The following is a 26,498-nucleotide window of genomic DNA, read 5'->3' as shown; positions in this document are numbered from 1 at the left end:
GGCGAAATTTGATCCTGGCCAAGGAAAGCGCAAAGGAGTTGTTATATTTGTTGATTGCGTTGACGACGCACGACGAACGTCGCCGCCGCGCTGCGTGAACGCGACGGAAGTGGACTACGGGAAACCTGGGGAGGGAGTCAGGCAGATCGAATCGCGTGACCGCGAGATCCGCGCTGCACCCATCGGGCTGGCAAGCCAGCCGACAGGTACAACGCAAGTACAACGGGAATACGGTGACTGGGCTACAGTCCGGCTTACTGCACGCCCTGGCTCGTCAGGAACTCTTCGTAGTTGCCGCCGAAGTCATACAGCGTGCCGTCCGTGCGCACTTCGATGATCCGGTTCGCGAGGCCGCTGACGAACTCGCGGTCGTGCGAGACGAAAATCAGCGTGCCTTCGAATTTGTCGAGCGCGATCTGCAACGACTCGATCGATTCCATGTCCATGTGGTTGGTCGGCTCGTCCATCAGCAGCACGTTGTGGCGGCCCAGCATCAGCTTGCCCCAGATCATGCGGCCCTTCTCGCCGCCCGAAAGCACCTTCACGGACTTGCGGATGTCGTCGGCATTGAACAGCAGCCGGCCGAGCGTGCCGCGCACCATCTGCTCGTCGTCGCCTTCCTTGCGGTAGGCGTCGATCCAGTCCATCAGCGTGACGTCGTCCGGAAACTCTTCGTACGTGTCTTGCGGCATGTAACCGACATTCGCGTTTTCGGCCCACTTCACCGTGCCGTGCTCAAGCGCGAGCTTGCCGAGCAGCGAACGCAACAGCGTGGTTTTGCCCGCGCCGTTCTGGCCGATGATGGCAATCCGTTCGCCCGGCTGCACGCTGATGCTGAAATTGCTGAAAATGGTCCGGTCGTATTTCTTCGTGATGGTGTCCGCCACCACCGCAATGTTGTGCAGCTTCTTTTCGTACTCGAAGCGGATAAACGGATTCTGCCGCGACGACGGCTTGAATTCCTCGATCTTGATCTTGTCGATCATCTTCAGACGGCTGGTGGCCTGACGCGCCTTCGACTTGTTGGCCGAGAAGCGGCGCACGAAGTCCTGCAGGTCGGCCACGCGTTCCTTTGCCTTGGCGTTGGCGTTCTGCTGACGCTCGCGCGCCTGCGTGCTGGCCAGCATGTAGTCGTCGTAGTTGCCCGGATAGACCTTCAGCGTGCCGTAGTCCATGTCCGCCATGTGGGTGCAGACCTGGTTCAGAAAGTGCCGATCGTGCGAGATGATGATCATCGTCGAGTTGTACTGGTTGAGCATGTCTTCCAGCCAACGGATCGAGTTGATGTCCAGGTTGTTGGTCGGCTCGTCCAGCAGCAGCACGTCCGGCTTCGAGAACAGCGCCTGTGCCAGCAGCACGCGCAGCTTCCAGCCCGGCGCCACGTTGCTCATCGGGCCGTTGTGGTCCTCGATGGCAATGCCGATGCCGAGCAGCAGTTCGCCGGCGCGCGCTTCGGCCGTATAACCGTCGTACTCGGCGAACTTCGCTTCGAGCTCGGCGGCGTGCATGTAGTCGTCATCGGTGGCGTCCGGGTTCGCGTAGATCGCGTCGCGCTCGGTCATGGCGGCCCACATTTCCGTGTGACCCATCATCACCACGTCGAGCACGCGCACGTCTTCGTACGCAAACTGGTCCTGACGCAGCTTACCGAGGCGCACGTTCGGTTCGAGCATTACGTTGCCCGAACTCGCTTCCAGATCGCTGCCCAGAATCTTCATGAAGGTGGATTTGCCGCAGCCGTTCGCACCGATCAGGCCGTAGCGGTTCCCTTCCCCGAATTTGACCGAGATGTTCTCGAAGAGGGGCTTGGGCCCGAATTGCATGGTGATATTTGCGGTAGACAGCACGGCGCGTCCTTTGAATGAATTTGCGGCGAACAACCCATCATTTTAGCAGGTTATCGAGACGTTAGCCCGCTCCCGGGCCCGTCGCGAGCGCGGACCTGGCCCTCAGAGCGTCGTTCGTAGCGTCCATAACCGGTTTTGACCCCGCGCGCCTCTCCCGGCAGTCCGCACGGGACGCCATTGCCTATACTTTTTTCACGAACCTGAAGAAGAAGGAGGAGCACATGAAAGACCACGTCTACAAGCAGATCGAGCTGACCGGCTCATCGACCAAATCGAGCGACGACGCAATCCGCTGCGCCATCGAAAAAGCCTCCAGGACCCTGCGCAATCTGCACTGGTTCGAGGTGACCGAGACGCGGGGCCAGATCGAAGACGACAAAGTGGTGCACTGGCAGGTGACCATCAAGGTGGGGCTGCGCATCGAATAAGGCGCGAGCCAAAGCAGGACCGAATCGGCGCACACGTAAAAAAAAGCTGCGTCCACAGGCCGCAGCTTCTAAAAGCAGCGGCTGCAGTGCCGCCGCCTGGTCGATCGTGCGCGCGCCGGCAGCGCCCGCGCGCGCATGCCCGTCACTTCGGCAACGAGCCGTCCACACCTTCCACATACCAGTTCACGCGTTGCAGGTCGGCGTCGCTGAGCGACTTGCCGGCGGGTACCTTGACTGCGCCGCCCTGATCCTTGATCGGGCCGGTGAACACATCCCACTTGCCGCTGGCAATCTGTTCACGTTTCGCCTCGACATCTTTCTGGCCGGCCGCCGAAAGCGCCGAGGTATTGACGTCCTCCAGATTGACGGCCTTCTGCGGAATCCCCCACCACACCGGATCGTTCTTCCACTTGCCGTCCAGCACCTGCTGGATGGCCGCGTCGTAATACACGCCCCAATGGCCGACCACCGAGCCGAGGTGCGCGTCGGGACCGAACTTTTTCATGTCCGAATCCCAGCCGAACGCGTGCACATGCTTTTCCGAAGCCGTGGCGAGCGTCGCGCTCGAATCGGTGTTCTGCAGCAGCACGTCCGCGCCCTGCCCGATCAGCGTTTCCGCGGCCTGCTTTTCCTTGCCCGGATCGAACCAGCTGTTGATCCAGATGACCTTCGTGTGAATCTTCGGATTCACCGAGCGCGCGCCAAGCGTATAGGCGTTGATGTTGCGGACCACTTCAGGAATCGGCACCGAAGCGACGAAACCGAGCGTGTTGGTCTTCGTCACGTAGCCGGCGGCGACGCCCGCCAGATAGGCGCCCTGGTACATGCGCACGTCATAGGTGCCGAAGTTCGGCGCCTTCTTGTAACCGGTAGCGTGCAGGAACACCGTATCCGGGAAATCTTTCGCGACCTTCAGCTCGAAGTCCTGATAACCGAAGCTCGTGCCGATGATGATCTTGTTGCCCTTGTTGGCCAGATCGCGGAATACGCGCTCGGAGTCGGCCGATTCCGGCACATTCTCGACGCGCGTGATTTTCACCTTGCTGCCGAACTTCTCCTCGGCTTCCTTCGAGCCCGCGTCGTGCGCGAAGGTCCAGCCGGCATCGCCCGGATTGCCGAGGTAGACGAATGCGACGCCCGGTGCATCAGCGGCCTGCGCGGTCTGCGACAGCGTGACGCCCATGCTGAGTGACATGGCGCCCAGCGCCGCAGCGCTCAGCAGAGTTCTTCTCTTCATCTTTTCTCCCGTCTTGTGATGGTTTATGCAAACCGTTTTGCCAACTGAAATTGCTTCGCTGCAAGCCTCGCCGGCATGCCTAGCCCGCCGCAAAAAACGGCTTGCCGAGCGATGCGGGCGCATTGAGGCGAATCGTGTTCGGGTTGCGCGAGATCAGCACCAGCACGACGATCGTCGCAACATACGGCAGCATCGCGAGGAACTGCGTGGGCACCGGTACGCCGATTGCCTGCGCGTAAAACTGCAGACCGGTGACAGCACCGAACAGCAGCGCGCCGATCAGCAGACGGCCGGGCCGCCACGTGGAAAACACCACGAGCGCCAGCGCGATCCAGCCGCGGCCCGAGGTCAGCTGCTCCTGCCACAGATGCAGATTGACGATCGAGTAGTAGCCGCCGGCGAGACCCGCCATGCCACCGCCGAACGCGACCGCGCCGTAACGCACGCCGACCACCGGAAAACCCACCGAGTGCGCCACCTGCGGCGATTCGCCGACCGAGCGCAGCACGAGGCCCGCACGCGTGCGGTACAGAAACCAGCCGATCACGGCGAACATGATGAACGCGAGGTAATCGAGCGGCGTGAGGCTGAAAAACGCCGCTCCGAGCACCGGAATCTTCGAGAGCAGCGGAATGTTCCAGACCTCGATCGTGGCGCGCACCGCTGCCGAGGTATACGGCTTGCCGACATACGCCGACAGTCCGATGCCGAAGATGGTCAGCGACAAGCCGGTGGCGACCTGATTGGCGAGCATCGTCAGCGTGAGGAAGCCGAATAGCAGCGACATCGCGAGCCCCGCGCCAATCGACGCAAGTACCCCGAGCCACGGGTTGCCGGTGACGGCCGTGACGGCGTAGCCGCTGACCGCGCCCATCAGCATCATGCCTTCGACGCCGAGGTTGAGGACCCCCGATTTTTCGGTGACGAGTTCACCCGCGCCCGCGAACATCAGCGGAATCGCGGCGGTGACGGCGCTCGACGTGAGCGAGCTGGCTTGTTGAATATCCATAGGAGCGGGTCTGGAAAATCAGTGGGCCTGACTAGCCATATGAACTGTTGCGGAGCGGCGACGCACGCGGTAGTTCACGAACAGATCGGCACCCAGCAGGCAGAACAGCAGCAGCCCCTGGAACACGCCGGAGAGCGCCTGCGGCAGCTGCATCGAGGTTTGCACCGCTTCGCCGCCGAGGTAGAGCAGCGCCATCAACAGGCTGGCCAGCACGATGCCGAGCGGATGCAGGCGCCCCACGAACACCACGATGATCGCCGTGAAGCCGTAACCCGGCGACCAGGTTGCCTGCAACTGGCCGATTGGACCGGCGATTTCCCCCATGCCGGCGAGGCCCGCGAGAGCGCCGCTGATGAGCAGCGAACTCCAGATGGTTTTCTTGTCGGAGAACCCGGCATAGCGGGCGGCGAGCGGCGCGAGACCGCCCACGTTCATGCGGAAGCCCGCAAAGCTCTTGCGCATGAAAATCCACACCAGCGGAATCGCCATCAACGTGACGAAGATGGATGCATTCAGCCGCGTGCCGCGCAGCCATTTCCAGTGCCAGTCGCCGGAGAATGTCGGGTACAGCGCGTCACCGCTGAACATTTCGGAGAGCGGAAAATTCATGCCCTGCGGATCGCGCCACGGCCCGCTCACCAGATAAATCAGCAACTGCGTGGCGACGTAGGTGAGCATCAGGCTCGTGAGAATTTCGTTGGTGTTGTAGCGGCTCTTGAGAAACGCGGGAATCGCGGCCCACGCCATGCCGCCGGCGATGCCGGCCAGCATCATGGCGGGCAGAATCCACCAGCCGCTCGCCTGGTCGAAATAGATCGCGACGCCGCTCGCGGCGATGCCGCCGAGCACCATCTGCCCTTCGGCGCCGATGTTCCAGACATTGGCCCGATAGCCGACCGCGAGGCCGAGTCCGATCAGGCAGAGCGGCGACGCTTTCAGCAGCAGTTCGGACCAGCCGTTCACGTTCGAGAGCGGTTCGATAAAAAAGGCGTGCATCGCCTGCAGCGGATCGCGGCCGACGAGGCCGAAGATCAGGAAGCCGATCACCAGTGTGAGCAGGGCGGCGAGCAGCGGCACGGCGAGCTGCATCGTGCGCGACGGCGTGGTGCGGGCTTCGAGTCGATACGGAAGGATCATGAGTCAGCGTGTCAGGTGTACGTTAGGGTTCGAGTCGGGCATCGGCTCTGCATCAAGCCTGCCAGCAGACGTGCATCAGGCGTGCGCCGGCTGTTCGGACGACGGCGCCGCGCCCTCTTCCTTGCCGCCGAACAGGCCCGCCATCCAGCGGCCGATTTCTTCCGCATTGGTTTCGCCGGTCAGACGCACCGGCGACAAACGACCCCGCGCCAATACCGCGATGCGGTCGCAAATGTCGAACAGCTCCTCCAGTTCTTCGGAGATCACCAGGATCGCGACGCCGCGTGCCGCCAGATCCAGCAGTTGTTGCCGAATGAAGGCGGCCGCGCCGACGTCCACGCCCCAGGTGGGCTGCGCGACCACCAGCACCTTCGGCGCCTGCAGGATCTCGCGCCCGACGATGTACTTCTGCAGATTGCCGCCTGACAGGCTCTGTGCCAGCGCTTCGGTGCCGCCGCAGCGCACGTCGAATGCGTCGATGCATTTCCTGGCGAAGGCACGCATCGCGCCGGACCTGATCCAGCCCGAGCGCACCATCTTCTGCCGATGCCCGGTCAGCAACGCGTTTTCCGCCAGCGACATGGCCGGCACCGCGCCACGACCCAGGCGCTCCTCCGGCACGAAACCGAAGCCGAGCCCGCGCCGCCCCCCTGCACCGAGCCTGCCCGCCGCCTTGCCGCAGATGGCGACGGCATCGGCGCGTGTGCCGCGCTGCTCGCCCGACAGCGCCGCCAGCAACTCGGCCTGACCGTTACCCGACACGCCCGCAATGCCGAAGATCTCGCCGGCATGCACGCTGAACGACACGTCGTCAAGCGAGGTGCCGAACGGATCGTCGCTCGCTGCGCTCAGATGCTTCACGTCGAGCAGCACGTCGCCCGGCGTATGCATGCGGCGCGTGTAGTCGGGCAGCGAATGCCCCACCATCAACTGCGCGAGCGACGCATGCGTTTCGTCGCGCGGCTTCACGTGACCCGTCACGCGGCCACCGCGCATCACCGTGGCGGTGTCGCACAGTTCCTGGATTTCATCCAGCTTATGGCTGATGTAGAGAATGCTGCAGCCTTCCGCCGCGAGACGCCGCAATGTTTCGAACAACTTGCGGACCGCCTGCGGCGTGAGCACGGAGGTCGGTTCATCCATGATCAGCAGGCGTGGATTCTGCAGCAGGCAACGCACGATCTCGACACGTTGCCGCTCGCCCACCGTCAGGCTGTGCACGTGGCGCTGCGGATCGATGTCGAGGCCATAATCCGCCGAGACTCCCCGGATGCGTTTTGCCAGCGTCTTCAGATCGAAGGGTTCGTCCAGCGCGAGGGCGATGTTTTCACCCACCGTCAGCGTTTCGAACAGCAAGAAATGCTGGAACACCATGCCAATGCCGAGCTTGCGAGCCGCAGCCGGGCTGGTAATCTCGAGCGCTTGCCCTTCCCAGCGGATCTCGCCGGCGTCGGGCCGCACCGCACCGTAGATGATCTTCATCAAGGTGCTCTTGCCCGCGCCGTTTTCGCCGAGCACGGCGTGGATTTCACCGGGTGCGACGACGAGCGTAACGTCGTCGTTGGCACGCACGGCCGGGTACTGTTTGCTGATGCCCGCCAGCACGAGGCGCGGCACCACGGCCGCCCCTCCTGGGGGATGAGCGGCGGCGTCGCCGTTATAAGTAGAAGAGTCGCTCATGTGATTCGGTGGTTCCGTCGTACACCAGTAAGGCCAGTTGCAACGGGGCGGCCGGCCCCGGACGTTTGCGCCACTTCACGGCCATGGCCGGATGACAATACCTAATTCGACCCCGCCAGTCGAGCCGCCAAAATTCCCCGCAAACCCGCGCCAGCACACGCTGTGCGGGTATCCCTCCCTTGACGCGGCTTTGTGTTCATATTAAAAACGATATACCCCACGGTCCGTTCGATCAGCCAGAACATATATTTCGGAGAAGTCATGAGCCAACAACGCGAGGCGATCGACACATACTTATTACGCGTCTTGCACACCTTGCTGATGGAGCGCAGTGTCACGCGTGCGGCCGTCAAACTCAATCAGTCGCAACCTGCCATTAGCGCGGCCTTGCGGCGCTTGCGCGACATCACCGGCGACCCGCTGCTGGTGCGCGGCAAGTCCGGTATGGTCCCTACCGAATACGGGCTGCGCCTGCTCGAACCGGTGCAGAACGCGCTGCGCGAAATCGAGCGCATCAAGTTCCAGCAGCACAACTTCGATCCGGCAACGTCGATTCGTTGCTACCGGATCGGCTGCCCGGACTATCTGAATGTGCTGTTCGTGCCGACCGTGGTGGAGCGTTTTCGTCAGGCCGCGCCCAATGCGACGCTGGAATTTCATTCGCTGGGGCCCGCGTTCGATTACGAACTGGCGCTCGAGGACGGCAAGCTCGACATCGTGGTCGGCAACTGGCCGGAGCCGCCGGAGCAGTTGCATCTGTCGAACCTGTTCGTCGACCAGATTGTCTGCCTGATGAGCAACACGCATCCGTTCGCCAAGCGCGGCGGGTTGACGCTCGACCAGTATCTGAATGCCCCGCATCTTGCGCCGACTCCTTATTCGGTGGGCCAACGCGGCGCGATCGACGTGCACCTCGCGCGCGAGCGTCTCAAGCGTCATGTGGTCGTAACGCTGCCGTACTTCAATCTCGCGCCGTATGTGCTGATCAAATCCGATCTGATCTTCACCACGACGCGCCTGTTTGCCGACTACTACGCCAGATTCCTGCCGCTGACCGTGGTGCCCGCGCCGCTCGATTTTCCGCCGATGCAGTACTACCAGCTGTGGCACGAACGCGTGCACTACTCCGATGAAGTGCGGTGGCTGAGAAGCCTCGTGGCCGAGGCGACCAAAACGCTGATCGACAAGCCTTGACGGTTCGGTCGTGCGCCCCCTGGGCGCTCGACTGCGTGGCATCCGCTGTGGATTCCACGCACGGTCAGGAACCTCGCCGAACCGCTTCAGGACGCGGCCTCATACAGCGCTTTCGCCAACCGGTTGTGCTGCTCGATCACCGGTCCAAGTTCCATGCTCGTCAACTGTCCGTCCTTCACCACCACCTTCCCGCCAATCACGCTGTACGCCACCTGCGACGGTGCGCAAAACACGAGTGCCGCCACCGGATCGTGCAAGGCGCCCGCGAATAACGGCTGCCGCAGATCGAACGACACGAAGTCGGCCGCCATGCCAGGCGCCAGCGCGCCAATGTCGTCGCGATTGAGCACCTTCGCGCCGCCCAGCGTCGCAATCTCCAGCGCGTCACGCGCGGTCATGGCGTCCGGACCGAAACCGACCCGCTGCAGCAGCAATGCCTGACGCACTTCGGCGACCATCTGCGCGCCGTCGTTCGACGCCGAGCCATCCACGCCCAGCCCCACCGGCACGCCTGCAAGGCGCATGCGCCTGATCGGCGCGATACCCGAGGCAAGCCGCATATTCGAGCACGGGCAGTGCGCCACGCCCGTGCCGGTGCGCGCGAACAGCTCGATACCGGCGTCATCCAGTTGCACACAATGCGCGTGCCACACGTCGTGGCCCACCCAGCCCAGATCTTCCGCGTACTCGGCAGGCGTCATGCCGAACTTCTCGCGGCTGTAGGCGATGTCGTTGACGTTCTCGGCCAGGTGCGTGTGCATTGAAACGCCATACTGGCGCGCCAGCACCGCCGACTCGCGCATCAGATCCCGGCTCACCGAGAACGGCGAGCACGGCGCCACCACCACGCGCAGCATCGCGTAGCGCCCATCGTCGTGATATGTCTCGATCAGCCGCTGCGTGTCCTTCAGGATGTCCGGCTCGCGCTCCACCACCGAATCGGGCGGCAAGCCGCCGTCCTTTTGCCCGACGCTCATGCTGCCGCGGCTCGCATGAAAGCGCATGCCGATGCGGCGCGCCGCTGCAATGCTGTCGTCAAGCCGGCTACCGTTCGGGTAGATGTACAAATGGTCGCTCGAGGTCGTGCAGCCCGACAGCAGCAGCTCAGCCATGGCGGTGAGCGTCGACACCTCGATCATCTCCGGCGTGAGGTTCGCCCATACCTTGTAGAGATTCGTCAGCCAGCCGAACAGCTCCGCGTCCTGCGCGGCGGGAATTGCCCGCGTCAGGCTTTGATACATGTGGTGATGCGTATTGATCAGACCTGGAATCACCAGCTGGCCATGCATATCCAGTACTTCGTCGGCGCTCTGCGGCAGGTCTGCCGTCGCGCCGACCGCGACGATCCGGTTGTCCTCGATATACAGGCCGCCGTCGCGCAACTCGCGCCGGGCGCCGTCCATCGTGACCAGCACGTCCGCGTGCCTGACCAGCATCGTCTTGCCGCGTTTTGCCGCGGGGGGTGTTGCCTGTTGCGCCATCGTCATTCGTCTTTCTCCGCCTGTTTGCTGCCGTTGCGGCGCGCCGTGCCGACATGCCGTCGCGGCCCCATGCAAAGTCGTTCGAACGCGATGCGGCCAGCACGCACCGTGCCGCCGCGTCCGTTCGAACGCCGTTGGCCCGGTTACCCGGCGTGCTGCGCCGTCTTCGGGATGCGCGGCATTGCTGCTGCGCACAGGCATAACCTTCGATGGCCAAAATAACCCTGACAACTCACGCCGTTGCGATACTGGAGTTCACACGGCCGATATAGTGGGCTTTTTTGGCGCCGGTAGGATCAAGGCGCCGGTCAATCCTGCTGCGAAGCCCGTGCCATACGGGTTTGCGAGCCGCGGATGGACGCCGCGGCGAGGCTTTCATCTGGCTGTCATGCGCCAGGTCTTATCTTTCCTATCGCTCGTGTTTGAATGGGAACATCCTTCTTAAAATGGCTCCCACGGCGCTCGCTTCAATTCGCCGACGGGTATGTAGCCACTGACGTGGAGCCTCGATCCGCCGCAACGTATTCTGGATCGGGCCGCCGCCGAAACCTCGCATGCACATAAGGAAAATTGCGAATGGGAAAGCTCACTACCCACGTGCTCGACACCGCGAACGGCCGTCCCGGCGCGGGCATCAAGGTCGAACTCTTTGCGCTTTCGGGCGACACGCGCCGCGCGCTGAAAACCACCCTTACCAATAACGACGGCCGCTGCGACCAGCCGCTGCTCGAAGGCGACGCGTTAGTCGCCGGCGAATACGAACTCGTGTTCGGCGCCGGCGATTACTTCGCGGCAATCGGCACGAAGGTGCCGGAACCGCGTTTCGTCGATCGGGTCGTGCTGCGCTTTGGTATTGCGGACGCGGCTGCGCACTATCACGTGCCGCTGCTGGTGTCGCCCTGGTCGTACAGCACTTACAGAGGCAGCTAGATAGCGCAACTGAAGGACCCCGCTATTGAATGCAGCCAGGCGCGCTGCGAACTGAGCGCACCGCGTCCTTTATCAGCAGTGTGCGCGAGCGGAGCAAGCGGGCGTGGGGTTGATTGCCGTAGCGAAGCCTGAACGAAACCCGTGCCCGTCGCGCGTACAACGAATCAGAGTTGGAGGAGTGTCATGGAAGGCTTTATCACTGACTGGCTGAACCTGGCGTTGCGCTGGTTTCACGTCGTCGCCGCAATTGCATGGATTGGCGAGTCGTTCTATTTCGTCGCGCTCGACAACAGCCTGAAACCGCCCACCGACCCGAACCAGCGCCGGCGCGGCGTATTCGGTGAACTGTGGCACGTGCACGGCGGCGGCTTCTACAACATGCAGAAGTACACCGTCGCGCCGCCCGAAATGCCGGACGATCTGCACTGGTCGAAGTGGCCGTCGTACACCACGTGGCTATCCGGTGCGTCGCTCTTCACCGTGCTGTACCTGTTCTCGCCGAGCACCTATCTGATCGACAAGAACGTGATGGATATGGGTCCGGTGGTTGCGGTCGCATCCGCGCTTGGCTTTCTCGCGGCGGGCTGGATCGTGTATGACTCGCTGTGCCGCCTGCTGGGCAACAAGGACCGCGTGCTCGGAATTTGCGTCGGCATCTATGTGCTGATCGCTGCATGGCTTGCCTGCCATATCTTCGCGGGCCGCGCGGCGTACCTGATCATGGGCGCGATGCTCGCGACGATCATGTCGGCGAACGTGTTCTTCGTGATCATTCCAGGCCAGCGCAAGATGGTCGACGCGATGCTCAAGGGCAATACCCCGAACCCCATCTATGGCAAGCGCGGCAAGCAACGCTCGGTGCACAACACATATTTCACGTTGCCGGTGGTGTTCGCCATGCTGTCGAACCACTATGCGATGACGTACACGCATCCGTACAACTGGGCCGTGCTCGTGATTATCATGCTGGCCGGCGCGCTGATCCGGCAGTTCTTCGTGATGCGACACCGTGGTCAGGTGCTGTGGTATCTGCCGCTGGTGGGCATCGTGCTGATGTTCTGCGCCCTCTTCTGGACGATGCCGCGGCCAGTGGTCGCGACAGCCGAGGCGGCCAATGCGCCGACGCTGAAAGTGGCCGACATTGCGCCGATCCTGCAGCAACGCTGCGCGGCGTGTCACTCGGCGCATCCCACGCTGATGGGCAGCGCGCCGGCCGGCGTGATGTTCGATACGCCGGACGAAATCTCGCAGAATGCCCAGCGCCTGTATCAGCAGGCGGTGACCTTGAAAGCGATGCCGCTGGGCAACGTCACGCATATGACCGATGACGAGCGGCAGAAGATTGCCGCATGGTTTCAGGGTGGCGCGGTGAAGTAAGGTTGGGCGGCGCCGCCGGGCAATGCGATGTTCGGTGCGCCTGTGGTGAGCAAGCGGGCTTTTCGCGTGAGCGGGAAGCCCGTTTTGGTTTGGGTATCGTGCTTTGCGTGATCGAAAGTCTTGGCGCCTAAGGGCGTCTGATACGCCACTTTCTGCCCGTTTTTTGGCATCGGGACATATCGGTGGATGCGGACCCTGGATTTTGACCGGCCGTTGTTCGAGGTGAACCATCCGCGAAAAGAGCATTGCAGTGTGTGGCGTATCTGCGGTGACTGAAAATGAGCGGGTCAACCTCGACCCGTATCGACCAAAACGGCATCCGCAATGCAAAAACGCCCGCAGCATTCTCTGCGGGCGTTTCCGTTTTCACTCCTTGCGCGGCTACTGCGTTAAGACTGCGCCTGTGTCAGACAGCCACCGCATTTACCGCATCCTCAGTGAGCCAATACGACTCAGCCAGATCCTGCTCGTTGAGATTGAGACCCTCACCGCCGCGATCCACCACGATGAAATCGCTCACCTCGCCCAATGCGATCAGCGGATGGTGCCACACGCCTTTCGCGTAGTTCACGCCCTGCCATCCGCTCGTCACGAATGCACGCATCAGCCTCGGATCGAGTTGGCCCGCCGGCGCCACCACGACGAGATACGGCTTGTCGTTCAGCGGCACAAACGCCTGACTGCCTAACGGATGCCGCTCCAGCATCTTCACTTCGAACGGCAGCACACGCGGCTGGCCGCGAAACAGGTTCACCAATGCGCGGCCGCCCTCATCTGTCACGTCCACTTTCGCGAGATCGTGATAGCGGATGGTCGTGCCGAGGTTGATGGGAACCTGCCTCGCGCCTTCGAGTTCGATCACGTCGCCGAAAGGGGCGAACGCCGCCTTCGTCAGCGCTTCGATGACGAGCGTTTTCATGATGCGAGCGTGCCCCACAGACGCAGACGCGACACTCCGCCGTCCGGAATGATGTTAAAGCGCACGTGCGTGACCGGGCCGAGCGCGGCCACTTCGCTTTCGAAGTAATGCTGCTTGTCCATCTGCAGCTTCTGCTCGCCAAGCAGCACGGGCCAGAACATGGCTTGCGTGATCAACGAGCTGTCGGTGCCGCCCGTGACGTACGCCGCCTGAATCGAGCAGCGGTCCGGATAGTTCCCCTTGAAATGCGCGGTGTCCACTTCGATCTTCCGGATCACGCCCGGCTGCGCCAGTGCGACGATCGCCCAGTCGTTTCCCGGTTCACGGCGGCGGCGCGTTTCCCAGCCGTCGCCCATGTTCAAGCCGCGACCAGGCATCAGAATGGTCGAAGCCGCGCCAAAGTGCTGATTGTTTGCGGCCACCAGATACGCGCCGTTTTCCATGGCGGCCAGATCGAACTGCTCGGTGCGGCTCGCACCGGCCCAGTCGACCTGCGGCTGTCCGTACACTCGCAAACGCGCAATGCCGCCGTCCGGGTAGATGTTCACGCGCAGGTGCGTGTATGCCTCCGCGGCGTGCACTTCGAGATAGTGATGCGTGTTGCCTTGCAGCGTGGTCGACGCCACGATTTCCGTCCATTGGGTCGACTGGTTCGGCTCGCCCTCCACGACGCGTGCCGCTTCCACCGAAGCCGCCGGCGGGAAGTTGCCGGTGAAGTGGCTGGGATCCAGATCAAGTCCCTTGATCACGCCCGGCCGCGCCAGCTTCACGACGCACCAGTCAAAGCCGCTCACGCGCTTGCGACGGGTTTCCCAGCCGTCCATCCACTTGCCGTGATCGTCGTACTTGCCTGGAATAAAAACGGCGGGTTCCGGATTCAACATGCGCTCCTTCGGCGCGAAGAAATCGTCGCTCGCTTCAAGGGCCTTGGCGCCAAGACGGGGGTCCGCCAGGTTCACATAGCGGCGCGTGAAGTCCGGTGCATTGGGGTCGAGAATCGGGAGTGCCATCTTTGTCTTCCTTCCTGTCTGTTAGTGCGAGAAAACGCCTGGATTCGGGGGACTTTCGTGGATCGGCCCGCGCAAACTGCTACGCGTCGATCAGATCGTCGAGCCGAAAGCGTGCGATACGGTAGATCTGGTCGAGACTCGTGCGCAATTCATCCACGCGGCTGTTGTTCACGCGCGCTTCGAAGTTGGCAATGATGCCGTGGCGGTCATAGCCCCGCACCGCGAGGATGAACGGGAAGCCGAACTTCTCGCGATACGCCGCGTTGAGCGCAACCAGTTTGTCGAATTCTTCCTGCGTGCAATGCGCGAGGCCCGCGCCGCTTTGCTCGCGCGTGGACTCCGCCGTCAGTTCGCCGCGCACGGCCGCCTTGCCGGCCAGTTCCGGGTGGGCGTTGATCAGCGCAAGCTGCTTCGCTTCGCCGGCGGTTTCGACGGCGTCCGACATCGTGCGATGCAACGCGTCAATGCTCGCATACGGCCGCTGTGCCGCTGCGACTTCCGCGACCCATGGCGAATGCTCGAAGATGCCCGAGAGCGCCGCAACGAAGGCGTCACTGGAGAGGCGGTTCAATTGGTTCAGAGTGTATTGCATGGCTTTCATGCCGTCGCCCCGCGGTTATTCTGCTGGTAAGGATGGTGTTCGCGCCAGTGCCGCGCAATGTCGACGCGCCGCGAGACCCAAACGCGGTCGTGCCGCTCAATGTGATCCAGAAAGCGCTGCAGCGCCCGGAACCGGCCCGGTCGCCCAAGCAAGCGGCAGTGCATGCCGATGGAAAGCATCTTGGGCGCTTCATCGCCCTCTTCGTAGAGCACGTCGAAAGCGTCGCGCAGATAAGTGAAGAAGTGATCCGCCGTGTTGAAGCCTTGCGGGCTTGCAAAGCGCATATCGTTGGTATCGAGCGTGTACGGCACGATAAGATGCGGCAGTGTGGCGCCGCCCGTCACTTCGACATTCATCCAGAACGGCAGGTCGTCGCCGTAGTAATCCGAGTCGTACAGGAAGCCACCGTATTCCGCCACCAGACGATGCGTATTGGGACTGTCCCGGCCGGTATACCAGCCAAGCGGACGCTCGCCCGTGACGCGCTGGATGGCTTCCATGCCGAGGCGCATGTGCTCGGCCTCCCGCTCCGGCGACACGTCCTGATAGTGAATCCAGCGATACCCGTGGCATGCAATCTCATGCCCCAATTCGACGAAGGCGCGCGCCACCTCCGGATTGCGTTCGATAGCCATGCCGACCCCGAACACGGTGAGCGGCAAACCGCGCTTTTCGAATTCGCGCAGAATGCGCCACACGCCCGCGCGCGAACCGTACTCGTAGATCGACTCCATACTCATATGACGCGCCGGATAAGCCGCCGCGCCGACGATTTCCGACAGGAACTGCTCCGAGCCCGAATCACCATGCAGAACGCAGTTCTCGCCGCCCTCTTCATAATTCAGCACGAATTGCACCGCGACGCGCGCCTGCCCCGGCCAGTTAGCCTGCACCGGATGGCGGCCGTAGCCGATCAGATCACGTGGATAGTTCGAGTCGAGTGGCATGGTTGGACGAATGCGTAGTGACGAAACGTAGAAGTTGCGCCGGAAGGCCGGAAACAGCGAAAAAACGCCCGTCGGGTAGCCCAGCGCCTGGTGGAACCAGTGTATCGAAAACACCCGGGGGCGCCCATACAGCCCGGCAGATAGTGCGTGTCAGCCGGAATGTATGTGCGCGGCGGCTTTCAGGCGTCCGTATCAGCGCCTGAAACGCGACGCTGCCGGATTCGGCTGCGCTTCCGTCGGGCTGAAAGATTCCAGCGCACCGTCGTAGCGTTTCAGCAGCGGCCGCGCATAGTCGCCGCGCTTGGCCGTGCCGAGGCGCAACGCCACCAGTGCCTCCACCCATTTCACCGCGGCGGTCACGCCCTCGACCACCGGTACGCCCAGCTCGTCCTGGATCTGCGCGCACAGCTCGGCCATGCCGGCGCAGCCCAGCACGATCGCCTCCGATCCGTCTTCTTCGAGCGCGCGGCTGCATTCGTCGAGAATGATGCGACGCGCCTCCGAACCCGGCTGGTCGAGTTCGAGCACCGCTACGTCGGTGGCGCGCACGTTACGGCAAAAGCGTGTCATGCCGTACCGTTCCGCCAGATGCCAGGCCATGTTACAGGTGCGTGAGAGTGTCGTCACGACCGAGAAGGATGGTGCAAGCACACTCGCCACGTGCATGGCCGCCTCGGCGATGCCGATCACCGGACCACGAGCCAGCTCGCGCGCCGCGTACAAGCCCGGGTCGCCGAAGCACGCAATCACGTAGCCGTCGCAGCCTTCCTGCTCGCCGGCCGCGACCTCCGCCAGCAGACCGGGCGTGGCGAGCGCCTCGTCGTAATAGCCCTCGATCGACGGCGGCCCCATGGTCGGACTCACCGCGATCACTTCCGTGCCGGGGGCAACGACTTCGCGCGCGCAGCGCCCCATTGCATCCGTCATGCGCTGGGTGGTGTTCGGGTTGATCAGTTTGATGCGCATATACAGCTCCTGTTGCAGCGGTCTTGCCAGTACGTTAGCGGTAAGTCAGCGCGCGGTAGAACACCGCACCGAGTGCCGCACCGATAAACCACGAGAAATTCGCCATGCCGTTCAGCGACGGCACCATCACGCAGATGACCGCAATCAGCGCTGCCGGCAGCAGCGCTGCGACGGCCTTGTAGTTCACGCCGTTGCGATACCAGTAAGCGCCGGTTTCGGACACGCTGTACAGGTCGTCCAGCACGATTTTCTGACGCTTCACCAGATAGAAATCGACGATCAGGATGCCGTACAAAGGTCCGATGAAACTGCCGAGCACATCCAGCGTGTAATGAATCACCGCCGGGTTGTTGAACAGGTTCCACGGCGTAATGAAGATCGACGCCACCGCGGCCAGCATTCCGCCCATGCGCCAGCTGATCAGGCGCGGTGCGACGTTCGAAAAATCGAAAGCCGGCGAGACGAAGTTCGCTACGATATTGATCCCGATTGTGGCAATCGTAAAGGTCAACGCACCGAGAATGACCGCCGTCGGATAGTCGATCCGGCCCACGGTTTCGACCGGGTCGGTAATCAGTTCGCCGAACACCGGCAAGGTAGCGGCCGTCGTGATGACCGTGACGAGTGAGAACGCCAGGAAGTTGACGGGCAGCCCCCAGAAATTGCCACGCTTCACGCTGCGAAAGCTTTTGCCGTAGCGTGAGAAGTCGCCGAAATTCAGCATCGGACCCGAGAAATACGACACCACGAGGGAGATGGCCGTAATCATCACCGGCACCACTTCGAGCCCGTGATATTTGACGCCACCCAGATTGATGCCGATGTTGTGCCAGCCGGCGCGCCATACCATGTACCCTGCGAGCACAAACATCACGACATAGACGGCCGGCCCGGCGAAGTCGATGAACTTCTTGATGGTTTCCATGCCGTGCCAGAACACCAGCGCCTGCAGCACCCACAGCAGCATAAAACCGGCCCAGCCCAGCGCGGAAAGCCCCATGAAGCCGTGATGATGCACGTCCGCATACGGCAGCCATTGCGGGAAGAATTTCAGCACGACGATCACGAGCGCGCTCGATGCCAGAAAGGTCTGGATGCCGTACCACGCAACCGCGATCAGGCCGCGAATCACCGCGGGCAGATTCGCGCCGAGCACGCCGAAGGTCGAGCGGCACGCGACCGGATACGGCACGCCGTTCAGCTGGCTCGGCCGGGCAATCAGGTTGCACAGCACGTTGACGATCGTGATGCCTACCAGAAGCGCAATCAGCACCTGCCAGCTCGTCAGACCGAGCGCAAAGAGACTGCCGGCGAACACATAGCCGCCCACGCTGTGCACATCCGACATCCAGAACGCAAAGATGTTGTAGGCGCTCCAGGTCTGTTGCCGCAGCGGCGCGAGATCTGCGTTGTACAGACGCTCGCTGTAGCCGGCCGGCAAGGAGGGATTGTGTTCCGGACCGTCTTCACTGTACGCGGGAATGGCGGGATTATGCGGCGCTGCACTGAACTGAGCCATGGCTCCTCCTGGGAGATCCGGGATATGCGGACAATCGATTAAAGGACCGTCGATTGCTCACCGACGGGCACTGCATCCGACATGTCTCTTTCGTCAAACAAATAACTTAGTATGCCTAACGTATTCATGTCGACCACCGCGGTGATATCCGTACTTACGCACTTGTGGTTATTGCTTCGACGCGAGCCGCGGACTCACGTCAAAACGTTTGCCGATGCGCCACCCTGGAAGAGCGGCCGCGAGCAAGCCGTGGGCGCGCTTCGCCACACCGCCTGGCTACGATGATTCGGCTATTCGAGTTCAATGCAATGACGCACTACCACGCAGAACATTCACCATTACGCGTGAGGCACGCGCCTCACGCTGTTGCGGATGGTCCGGGTCGTACGCCGAACACTTCGTGCAGATCGGCCGCGCCGCTTGACGGCCGGTCGAGCATCTTCAGTTCGACGCTTTGCAAATGGCGCGACATCAAGGCCGCGGCCTCCTTCGCATCGCCGGTGTCTAGGGCGGCGAGAATGGCTTCGTGATCTTCGAATGAGCACGGGCTGCGCCCGAGCGATTCGTATAGCGCCGAAATCAGGGTCGAGCGCGCCACCAGTCCGTTCAGACAGTCGCACAGCACCGTGTTGCCGGTCAGCGCCGCGAGTTCCGTATGGAATTCGCCCGACAGCCGGATCCATGCCGAAAAGTCGCGCGTCTCAAACGCCTTGCGCTCGCGACCGATCATGCCGCCGATATGCTTCAGACGCCGCGGCCCATGCCCGGCGCAGATCCGCTCCACGACTGCGAGTTCGATGATGCGGCGCATCTCGAACACTTCATGCACTTCCTGCAGCGACGGACTCGCGACAAAGGCGCCGCGGTTGGGCTCCAGATCGACGAGCCGGTCGGTCGCCAGTTGCGTCAGGGCTTGCCGGATCGGCCCGCGCTTGACGCCGAATACTTCGCACAACTGTGCTTCTGTCAACTTCGCTCCTGGCGCCAGCCGATGCTCGAGAATGGCGGCGCGGATGCGCTCGGCAATCGCTTCGGGTTTCGAACCATTCGAGGTGGCGGAGAAGGGGGTCGACATAATATGCGTTCCGGTATGTTGGCCATGTTAGGACGGCCATAAAGATTGTCAACAATTTTTACGCTGGATTTTCGACAATCGGCGCCGCGAAAACTTGAGCAGGCCCGCCAGTATTGCCTGATGGCCGCCAGCATTGGGACACACCCTGGGTCAATCTGATCCGCCCCGTTTTCTGCGGGCTGATTTTGTCGACAAAATCGCGGGAATGAACGGGCGGGCATGCACGGAGAGTGCGGTGAAAACTGACCGTTAGTTGCGTTATGAAGTCGAAAACAAAGCGGGCGACTGCCCGCTTTCTTGCCTGCCCTACGCGCCGTCGAGCTCAGCCCAGATAGGGATAGCCCGTTGCCGTCAACTTGAAGCCGTGCGCATCCGCGACCAGATGCCCGTCCGCGCCGACCGGCAGCGTCAGCATGTCGGGGATATGCCCGAACTGCAGCCCCGTGACCACCGGAATGCCGACCACGGCGCGCACGTGCTCGATCATCGTGTCCAGGTCGAAGCCGTTGTCGTAATCGTAGGGCTTGCCGCCCGAAAAATCGCCGAGCACGAGCGCCTGTTGCCGCTCGAGGATGCCCGCCAGATGCAGCTGGTAAATCATCCGCTCGACCCGGAACGGCTGCTCGTTCACGTCTTCGATAAACAGAATGCCGCCTTCGACCGGCGGCAAATACGGCGTACCGACGAGCCCGGACAAGACCGCGAGATTGCCGCCCCACAGCACGCCGCTGACGTCGACCGGTTGCAACTGGGGCGCGGTGCTGGTCAGCGTCATGGAGGGTTTGGTGAGGGTCGACCAGAAGTGCTGCATGGTGAACTGGCTCAGATTTTCTGCGCCGAAGTCGCCCGCCAGCATTGGGCCGCCGAAGGTTTTCAGACCTGCTCGTGACAGCAAGGCCAGTTGGACCGCGGTGAAATCGCTATGTCCGACAAATGCCAGCGGGCGGTCGGCGAGCCGTCGTTGCAGCCCGTCATAGTCGAGTCCGTGCAGGATGCGCACCGCGCCGTAGCCGCCGCGCACCGCAAGCACGATGTCCGGCAGCTTGCGCGACGGGTCGACGAGCCGGTTCAATTCGGCGGCGCGCTCGCCGTCAGTCCCGGCAAAGCGCTGATAGCGGCGCTCAGTCGCGCCCACGCCCTCGACGCGATGTCCTTGCGCACGCAACCGATGCAGCGCCCGACGAACCGCTTCGGAGTCGCTCGGATAACCCGAAGGTGCGATCAATTCGAAAGTGCGATGGGCAATCATGGGCGCAGGTAAGGTGAGGTTGCTGATTTAGAGTGGCCCGGCCGGTGGGAGTTCGTCCCCGTCCGCGTCACCTGATTCACAGGTATCACGAGATCCAGCTGTTGCGCGCGCTTTGCGGGCTTCACGTGAAGCCCGCCGCCGCTCGGCAAAGAACGAGCGCAGCGCGTCCGCGCATTCGTCTTCGAGCGCGCCGCCCACCACCGTCGTGTGATGATTGAGCTGCGGATTCGCAAACGCGTCGACGACGCTGCCGCACGCGCCCGTTTTCGGGTCGCGCGCGCCGAACACGACTCTCGCAATCCGCGCATGCATGATTGCGCCGGCGCACATCAGGCAAGGTTCAAGCGTCACATACAGCTCGCAGCCAGGCAAGCGGTAGTTTTCGACGCACTGTGCGGCAGCGCGCAGCGCGACCATTTCTGCATGGGCCGAGGGGTCATGCGCGCCGATCGGATGATTGAAGCCGGTCGCCAGCACCTCGTCGCCACGCACCAGAACCGCGCCGACCGGCACTTCGCCGGCCGCGCGCGCCTCTTCGGCGGCGGCCCGGGCCAACTTCATGAAATGGAGGTCGCGTGCGGAGAAGGTGACAGAAACGACGGGGGACTCGCAGACGTCGGCGGTTTGCGGGGACAGCGCTTCGGCTTGCTCGCCGCCACCGCATGCTGGAGCGCACTGTTGCGCGGCCGCCGACGGCATCTGCGCCTCCGCCGGCCCGAGCGTGTCAGTCGAAGCCGCCGAACCTGAAGGTGTTGCGCAATGCGTGAGCGGCGCGCTCACCGCGCCCCCGGCTCACTGGCGGGCAGGTTCGCCGCATCATCGACGCTGCCGGTGCCGGCCGCGCGTTCGGAGAGCCGCTCGGCGATGCGCCGGCAGTACTCGCGCGGTAGCACCAGCGGCCCGCCGCGCAGCGATTCGAGCGCCATATCCAGCGCCAGCATCTTCGCCTGCAGGCTGCAACAGGTGGCAGGATCGCTCACCGCGTTCAACTCTTCCTGCAGGTCGCGCAGCGCCCGCAGTTGTTCGACGGCGGGCGGCACGAAGCCCGCATTCTTCAGGATCCGGTTGGCGACGCGCACTTCCTGCGGCACCAGCACGTCATCCTCCAGGGCAAGCGGCACGCCTGAACCCGGCAAATCGTCGAACTCGCCGCGCGCTGCCGCGGCGGCTATACGTTGTTCAACTAACGCGTCAAGCAATCTCATCTGCAGTCCACTACGTTGCGGCTCACGCATTCTATCAGGGAGCCACGCGTAAGTTCCGGTCCCCAAACTGACAATTCCCTCTGATGTGCGGATTCCGCATATTTCAGGGATGCCTGGGTCCGCGTTAGGGTGAGCGGTTCGTGCCACGGTTCATGGCACGACTTTACGATCTGCTTTCGCAGAAGACCAAAACCTCTATTCCAGTGACTGGATTTCGATTCGTTATGCGTTCCGCCCTGCTCACATCGTCCCCCGTCGCGCCGTCGATCCTGCCGGAACGTGTTCACGCACCTGGCGCCCCGTGTCCTCACTCGTCCATGCCGGTTTTTGTCGGCCGCCGGGTCCGGTGGTCTCTTCTGCGCGCCGTGCTCGTCGGCATGCTCGCGGCCGGCGCCCTGTCGGGATGCGGCGTGTTCTGCGGCGGCGCGGGCGGTAGCGGCGGCGGCTTCGCGGGCGCTTGCGCCACCGGCATGCGCTTCTGACGGACAGTGCGTAAATTCCTGCAACAGGGGCACGAACGGCTGTACTCTGGATCCCGCGCGCGCCAGGTGGTGCGCCGCTATCACGCCTATCCCGCAGGAATATGACTCGAGATTCACACCCCATTCACCCAGATCGAAGCGCCGGTGACGAGATCGCGCAAGCGTGCGACGAGGCAACCGGCGCCGCGTCGCTCGACGCCGGCGCGCATCGCGCGCTGGCCGAAGAAAAGCGCGCCGCTGGCGACGAACTCGGCGCGCTGGCTCACCTGATCGCCGCCCACACGCTCGATGCTTACGCCGACGGCTCGCCGGACGCCGGCGCCGCCAATCTGTGCGACGTCGCCACCGGTTACTTCATGAAAGGCGATCACGAGATCGCCGCACGCTGGTACGAGCTTGTCCTGAAGCTCGATCCAGAGATGGCCGTTGCCTGCCAGAACCTCGCAGCGATCCACGCAAACGCCGGACGCGACGCGCAAGCCCATGCCTGGCGGGAACGCGCCTATCGGATCCAGCGGGTCTTCATCGAAGCGGCTCCCGGCCAGCGGCGTCATGTGCTGGTGCTGTGCGCGGCCCGAACCACCGGCAACGTGCCGTTCGAGACGCTGTTGCCGGGCGCGGTCAACTGCCGCATCAAGTACGCGATTGACTACGCAGAAGACGCGGAAGACGGGCAGCTTCCACCCTTCGACCTCGTTTTCAACGCGATTGGCGAACCGGATGTCGCTGCACCACTCGAAGAGCGGCTGGAGCGTTTTGCAGCGCGCTGCGCGCGTCCGCTGCTCAATCCGCTTCACGCGATTGCCCGGACAGCGCGAGATCGACTGCCCGCGTTGCTCGGTGATCTGCGCGATGTGCAGGTCGCGCCCTGTCTGCGCATCGAAGAGCGGCCTCGATCAGTTGGTGCGCTGGCCGCGCTGCTCGCGGATCACGGCATCGCGCTGCCCACGCTGGCGCGCCCGGCCGCGACACACGGCGGCGAAGGACTGGTGCTCTGCGAAACCTTTGCGGCACTCGCGCAGCGCCTCGATGAACTGAAAGGCGCGCAGTATCTGACGGCGTTTCGCGACTACCGCTCGGCGGATGGCTATTACCGCAAGTACCGGATGATCTTCGTCGACCGCGTAGCGTATCCCTACCACCTGGCCATCTCGTCGCAGTGGATGGTCCATTACTACACCGCCGACATGGAAAGCCACGCGTGGAAGCTCGACGAGGAGCGGCGCTTCCTGCGCGATCCCGTCGCGGCGCTCGGCGAGCGCGCCATGGCGGCGCTCGGCGCGATCGGCCGGCGGCTGGATCTGGACTACGGCGGGATCGACTTCACGCTGTTGCCGGACGGCCAGGTATTCGTGTTCGAAGCCAACGCAACCATGCTGGCGCACTATGAGCGCAGCTCGGGCGAACTGGCTCACAAGAATGCCTCCGTTCAACGTATCGTCGATGCCTTCGAACGCTTGATGACGGAGCGCGCGGTGGTGCAATAGACGCGTGTTGTGCCGATCTCGCGCGAAATCAGAAGCCGCATCGCGACAGATGGCCGAGCCTATTTTCACTAACGATCAGGAGACGAAGTCATGGACTTGAAGCTGCGCGGAAAGACGGCGGTATTGACTGGCGCGAGCGTCGGAATCGGGCTGGCGGTCGCCGAGGGCTTCGCTGCCGAAGGCGTCAATCTGGTGCTGGCCGCCCGTCAGCCGGAACGGCTCGCCGACGCCGCCGCCAGGATCGCAGCCCAGCATGGCGTGCAGGCCGTGGCGGTGGCGTGCGACGTGGCAACCGTCGAAGGGGTGGAACAGATCGTGAAGGCGGCGCAGCAGATTGGCGGCGCCGACATCCTGTTCAACAACGCCGGCACCGGCAGCAACGAAACCATCATGGAGGCACCCGACGACAAGTGGCAGGCTTACTGGGAGCTGCACGTCATGGCGGCGGTACGCCTCGCGCGCGGCCTCGTGCCGTTGATGAAAGCGCGCGGCGGCGGCGTGATTCTCAACAATGCGTCGATCTGCGCGGTCCAGCCGCTCGGTTACGAGCCGATCTACAACGTCACGAAAGCCGCGCTGCTGATGCTGTCGAAGAATCTCGCCAACGAACTGATCAAGGACAACATTCGCGTCAACACGATCAACCCGGGCCTCATCCTGACGCCGGACTGGATCAAGACCGCCAAAGAGCTGACGCAATCGTCCGGCGGCGACTGGGAGGGCCACCTTCAGCAGGTCGCTGACGAGCACGCGCCGATCCGGCGCTTCGCCTCGCCTGCGGAGCTCGCCGATTTCATTGTGTTCCTGTGTTCCGAGCGGGCAAGTTACAGCGTGGGCGCGGCGTACTTCGTCGACGGCGGCATGTTGAAGACCGTGTGACGTGTGCCGGGTACCTCCGGGCGCGTCGTCAATGGCTGGACAAATGCTGTTCGAGAAAGAGCGCGAAGCCGTTCTGCGTGGTGGTGATTTTCTTCACGCATTCGTCGTAGTCCGAGCCCTTCGCGTGATCCGCGCCGTACATGCCGCGGCACTGCGCGTAGAGCGTGATGGTCGCCCCGCCGCCCTTCGCCACCCGAGTCGCGGAGTAGACGGCGTGGCCGGAACTGCCCGGCACGTCGGATTCGATGGCGAGCGCGTCGGCGCGAATCACCGGCATCTCCGAATGCTGCTCGACGTAGCTTCTGGTCGCGGCCCAGGCCTCGTCGCATTGCGGCTGGTCGCGGCAGCTCACCGTGGCATGACGTTGCGCGCTGTCTAACTGGTTCTCGGAGTGGGCAAACGACGTGTCCCTGTCTGCCTGGGTTTCGGCTGACGAGCAGCCCACGAGTGCAAGCGTAGCGAGTGCGATGACGATGAGCGTTTTCACGGGTCGGCGTTCCAGGGTCCAGGTGGACAAGGATTATAGACGGGCGTGTCGGCGGGTCGCAGTTGCTGGCATGACCGTGCGCGCTGCCACAATGAATCCGTCCTGGGCCGGGTTACGACGCACGCCCGGCGCTCCGTCCGATCTTCACGCGCTGCGCGACACTGCGCCGCGCCTTCAGCTTCCTGAACCAGATGACCAGACCGGTCGCGCTGAGCAGCGCCACCATCACGCCCATGAAGCTGATGAGGATGCGCCCGGGCAGCCCCAGAATGCGCCCCGAATGCAGCTGGAATTGCACTTGCAGGAAGATGTCACCGGCCGTGCCGCGGCCCGGCACTGAAGTGCCCACCTGTGTTCCGGTCGTGGCGTTCCAGTAAATCCACGGGTTACCCAGACTGCCATCGGCGTACATGCTGCCGGGTTTGAAATAGCCCACGCCATAGAGATTGAGCGCGGGGACCGCGAAGATCACGCCAGGCGGGTTGCTCAGCTTCGTCTCCTGGCCGGCGGCCGTCGCCAGCTCGACCAGACGCTCGCGCGTCAGCATCGGCGCGTCGGGTGCGGGCTTGACCAGCAGTCGGGGATCGCTTTCAGGGTCCGGCGCCAGCTTCGAAAACAGCGAAAGAACCGGACGCATGACCGGCCGTTCGAGGTTCATCGAAACGGACGTGACGGCGATCACGCCTAACAGCCCCCACACCCAGACACCGCCGGAGCGATGCAGGTCGAACGCAAGCGTGTAGGCGCCGCGGCGCATCCGGAACGCGAACGACTTGCGCCACGTCTTGATGCTGGGAAATGCCAGAACCAGCGCGATCACACTGTCGAACAACCAGACGATCCCGACGATGCCCAGCAGCCACACGCCGATTGCGATTCCGTTGCCGGTGGTGGGCAGGTACAGCGTGTAGTGCAGCTGATAAACGAACGGCAGCAGGTTCGCCCGCTTGACGGACAACGCGCCCCAGTCGCGGCGTGCCTGGATGACACCTGTGCCGGGATCGACCGCGATCTGGTTGAAGCCGAGCTCGTAAGGCTCATGCGTTTGCGGATTCTCGCGTCCGGCCACGCGCATTTGCAGCGTTTGCCCCGGCACGATACCGAGCGGCAAATACGTTACGCGCAGACGCGGCTCCGCCGCCTCAACGCGGTTGGCCAGTTCCAGCGCCGACAGCGCCGGTGCATGCGACTGCGCGTAGTAGAACTCGGGATTGAGCGCTGCATCGAGTTCCTGATTCCACGCGATGATTGCGCCCGTCAGTCCGGACAGGAACAGGAACAGCGCCGTGCCGATCCCGAACCATCGGTGCAGGCGCACGAGAATCGATCTCATGGGCACGCCATCCAGTACG

Annotated in this window: 25 protein-coding genes; 7 read left to right on the top strand and 18 right to left on the bottom strand. The window is 63.1% G+C overall.

The annotated features are described in order from the left end of the window. Positions 1–254 precede the first annotated feature (254 nt). Entirely contained in the window at positions 255–1,847 is a 1,593-nt protein-coding gene (locus VGH41_RS16720; protein WP_331598604.1) for an ABC-F family ATPase, read from the bottom strand. Positions 1,848–2,068: 221 nt separating this feature from the next. Here VGH41_RS16720 and VGH41_RS16715 point away from each other — a divergent pair, with 221 nt between their 5' ends. After that, positions 2,069–2,275, top strand: a complete 207-nt coding sequence (locus tag VGH41_RS16715; RefSeq protein ID WP_331598603.1) for a dodecin — start codon at positions 2,069–2,071, stop codon at positions 2,273–2,275. A 142-nt stretch (positions 2,276–2,417) separates the two neighbouring features. Here VGH41_RS16715 and VGH41_RS16710 read toward each other — a convergent pair whose 3' ends face one another. The 4 genes from VGH41_RS16710 to VGH41_RS16695 all read right to left on the bottom strand — a co-directional run bounded on the left by VGH41_RS16710 (position 2,418) and on the right by VGH41_RS16695 (position 7,338). Further along, positions 2,418–3,512 carry a BMP family ABC transporter substrate-binding protein gene (locus tag VGH41_RS16710; RefSeq protein WP_331598602.1) on the bottom strand — a complete coding sequence of 365 codons (1,095 nt, stop codon included), beginning with the start codon at positions 3,510–3,512 and terminating at the stop codon, positions 2,418–2,420. 79 nt (positions 3,513–3,591) lie between these two features. Beyond that, complete coding sequence (locus VGH41_RS16705; protein ID WP_331598601.1) at positions 3,592–4,521, bottom strand: ABC transporter permease; 930 nt, start codon at positions 4,519–4,521, stop codon at positions 3,592–3,594. 18 nt (positions 4,522–4,539) lie between these two features. After that, a complete protein-coding gene (locus VGH41_RS16700; protein WP_331598600.1) occupies positions 4,540–5,658 on the bottom strand; it encodes an ABC transporter permease in 1,119 nt (372 codons plus the stop codon). 75 nt (positions 5,659–5,733) lie between these two features. Then, entirely contained in the window at positions 5,734–7,338 is a 1,605-nt protein-coding gene (locus VGH41_RS16695; RefSeq protein ID WP_331598599.1) for an ABC transporter ATP-binding protein, read from the bottom strand. Between the two features lie 261 nt (positions 7,339–7,599). Here VGH41_RS16695 and VGH41_RS16690 point away from each other — a divergent pair, with 261 nt between their 5' ends. Continuing rightward, a complete protein-coding gene (locus VGH41_RS16690) occupies positions 7,600–8,532 on the top strand; it encodes a LysR substrate-binding domain-containing protein (protein ID WP_331598598.1) in 933 nt (310 codons plus the stop codon). An 86-nt stretch (positions 8,533–8,618) separates the two neighbouring features. Here the strand turns inward: VGH41_RS16690 and VGH41_RS16685 are convergent, their stop codons facing one another. Beyond that, positions 8,619–10,019, bottom strand: coding sequence for an 8-oxoguanine deaminase (locus tag VGH41_RS16685; protein ID WP_414696673.1), 1,401 nt, complete (start codon positions 10,017–10,019; stop codon positions 8,619–8,621). A gap of 570 nt (positions 10,020–10,589) precedes the next feature. Between VGH41_RS16685 and uraH the strand changes: the two genes are divergently transcribed. Beyond that, entirely contained in the window at positions 10,590–10,943 is a 354-nt protein-coding gene (gene uraH, locus VGH41_RS16680) for a hydroxyisourate hydrolase (RefSeq protein ID WP_331598597.1), read from the top strand. Between the two features lie 183 nt (positions 10,944–11,126). Continuing rightward, positions 11,127–12,320: a urate hydroxylase PuuD gene (locus VGH41_RS16675; RefSeq protein ID WP_331598596.1), complete on the top strand. Its 1,194-nt coding sequence runs from the start codon at positions 11,127–11,129 to the stop codon at positions 12,318–12,320. A gap of 406 nt (positions 12,321–12,726) precedes the next feature. On the opposite strand, the gene VGH41_RS16670 is transcribed toward VGH41_RS16675, so the two are convergent. The 10 genes from VGH41_RS16670 to VGH41_RS16625 all read right to left on the bottom strand — a co-directional run bounded on the left by VGH41_RS16670 (position 12,727) and on the right by VGH41_RS16625 (position 21,811). Next, positions 12,727–13,239, bottom strand: a complete 513-nt coding sequence (locus tag VGH41_RS16670) for an ureidoglycolate lyase (protein WP_331598595.1) — start codon at positions 13,237–13,239, stop codon at positions 12,727–12,729. Continuing rightward, entirely contained in the window at positions 13,236–14,249 is a 1,014-nt protein-coding gene (alc, locus tag VGH41_RS16665) for an allantoicase (protein WP_331598594.1), read from the bottom strand. The genes VGH41_RS16670 and alc overlap by 4 nt, the downstream gene beginning before the upstream one ends. Positions 14,250–14,328: 79 nt before the next feature. Next, the gene (gene uraD, locus VGH41_RS16660) at positions 14,329–14,850 is read right to left on the bottom strand and encodes a 2-oxo-4-hydroxy-4-carboxy-5-ureidoimidazoline decarboxylase (protein WP_331598593.1); all 522 of its coding nucleotides are present in this window, start codon (positions 14,848–14,850) and stop codon (positions 14,329–14,331) included. Beyond that, on the bottom strand, positions 14,847–15,797 hold the full coding sequence (gene puuE, locus VGH41_RS16655) for an allantoinase PuuE (RefSeq protein ID WP_331598617.1): 951 nt from the start codon (positions 15,795–15,797) through the stop codon (positions 14,847–14,849). Before puuE ends, uraD begins: the two co-directional genes overlap by 4 nt. A 192-nt stretch (positions 15,798–15,989) precedes the next feature. Continuing rightward, entirely contained in the window at positions 15,990–16,763 is a 774-nt protein-coding gene (locus VGH41_RS16650; protein ID WP_331598592.1) for an aspartate/glutamate racemase family protein, read from the bottom strand. Positions 16,764–16,797: 34 nt separating this feature from the next. After that, positions 16,798–18,282, bottom strand: a complete 1,485-nt coding sequence (locus VGH41_RS16645) for an NCS1 family nucleobase:cation symporter-1 (RefSeq protein ID WP_331598591.1) — start codon at positions 18,280–18,282, stop codon at positions 16,798–16,800. 358 nt (positions 18,283–18,640) lie between these two features. Next, on the bottom strand, positions 18,641–19,357 hold the full coding sequence (locus VGH41_RS16640; RefSeq protein ID WP_331598589.1) for a GntR family transcriptional regulator: 717 nt from the start codon (positions 19,355–19,357) through the stop codon (positions 18,641–18,643). Between the two features lie 322 nt (positions 19,358–19,679). After that, positions 19,680–20,606, bottom strand: a complete 927-nt coding sequence (ldcA, locus tag VGH41_RS16635) for a muramoyltetrapeptide carboxypeptidase (RefSeq protein WP_331598588.1) — start codon at positions 20,604–20,606, stop codon at positions 19,680–19,682. A 27-nt stretch (positions 20,607–20,633) separates the two neighbouring features. Next, entirely contained in the window at positions 20,634–21,386 is a 753-nt protein-coding gene (gene tadA, locus VGH41_RS16630) for a tRNA adenosine(34) deaminase TadA (protein WP_331598587.1), read from the bottom strand. Then, positions 21,383–21,811: a DnaJ family domain-containing protein gene (locus VGH41_RS16625; protein ID WP_331598586.1), complete on the bottom strand. Its 429-nt coding sequence runs from the start codon at positions 21,809–21,811 to the stop codon at positions 21,383–21,385. Before VGH41_RS16625 ends, tadA begins: the two co-directional genes overlap by 4 nt. A 152-nt stretch (positions 21,812–21,963) precedes the next feature. Between VGH41_RS16625 and VGH41_RS16620 the strand changes: the two genes are divergently transcribed. The 3 genes from VGH41_RS16620 (at position 21,964) to VGH41_RS16610 (ending at position 24,659) form a co-directional block, all read left to right on the top strand. Next, the gene (locus tag VGH41_RS16620) at positions 21,964–22,293 is read left to right on the top strand and encodes a hypothetical protein (protein ID WP_331598585.1); all 330 of its coding nucleotides are present in this window, start codon (positions 21,964–21,966) and stop codon (positions 22,291–22,293) included. 101 nt (positions 22,294–22,394) lie between these two features. Next, positions 22,395–23,780: a hypothetical protein gene (locus VGH41_RS16615; protein WP_331598584.1), complete on the top strand. Its 1,386-nt coding sequence runs from the start codon at positions 22,395–22,397 to the stop codon at positions 23,778–23,780. Between the two features lie 90 nt (positions 23,781–23,870). After that, entirely contained in the window at positions 23,871–24,659 is a 789-nt protein-coding gene (locus VGH41_RS16610; RefSeq protein ID WP_331598583.1) for an SDR family NAD(P)-dependent oxidoreductase, read from the top strand. Positions 24,660–24,687: 28 nt separating this feature from the next. Here the strand turns inward: VGH41_RS16610 and VGH41_RS16605 are convergent, their stop codons facing one another. Both VGH41_RS16605 and VGH41_RS16600 read right to left on the bottom strand, forming a co-directional pair. Then, the gene (locus VGH41_RS16605; RefSeq protein ID WP_331598582.1) at positions 24,688–25,146 is read right to left on the bottom strand and encodes a hypothetical protein; all 459 of its coding nucleotides are present in this window, start codon (positions 25,144–25,146) and stop codon (positions 24,688–24,690) included. Positions 25,147–25,258: 112 nt separating this feature from the next. Beyond that, positions 25,259–26,479, bottom strand: coding sequence for a PepSY-associated TM helix domain-containing protein (locus VGH41_RS16600; protein WP_331598581.1), 1,221 nt, complete (start codon positions 26,477–26,479; stop codon positions 25,259–25,261). Positions 26,480–26,498: the final 19 nt, after the last annotated feature.

The sequence above is a fragment of the Paraburkholderia sp. genome (assembly GCF_036488795.1).
In the GTDB taxonomy this organism is placed as follows: domain Bacteria; phylum Pseudomonadota; class Gammaproteobacteria; order Burkholderiales; family Burkholderiaceae; genus Paraburkholderia.
Note: the sequence above shows the minus strand (reverse complement) of the source record. Positions and strands in the feature narration are given on the sequence as shown.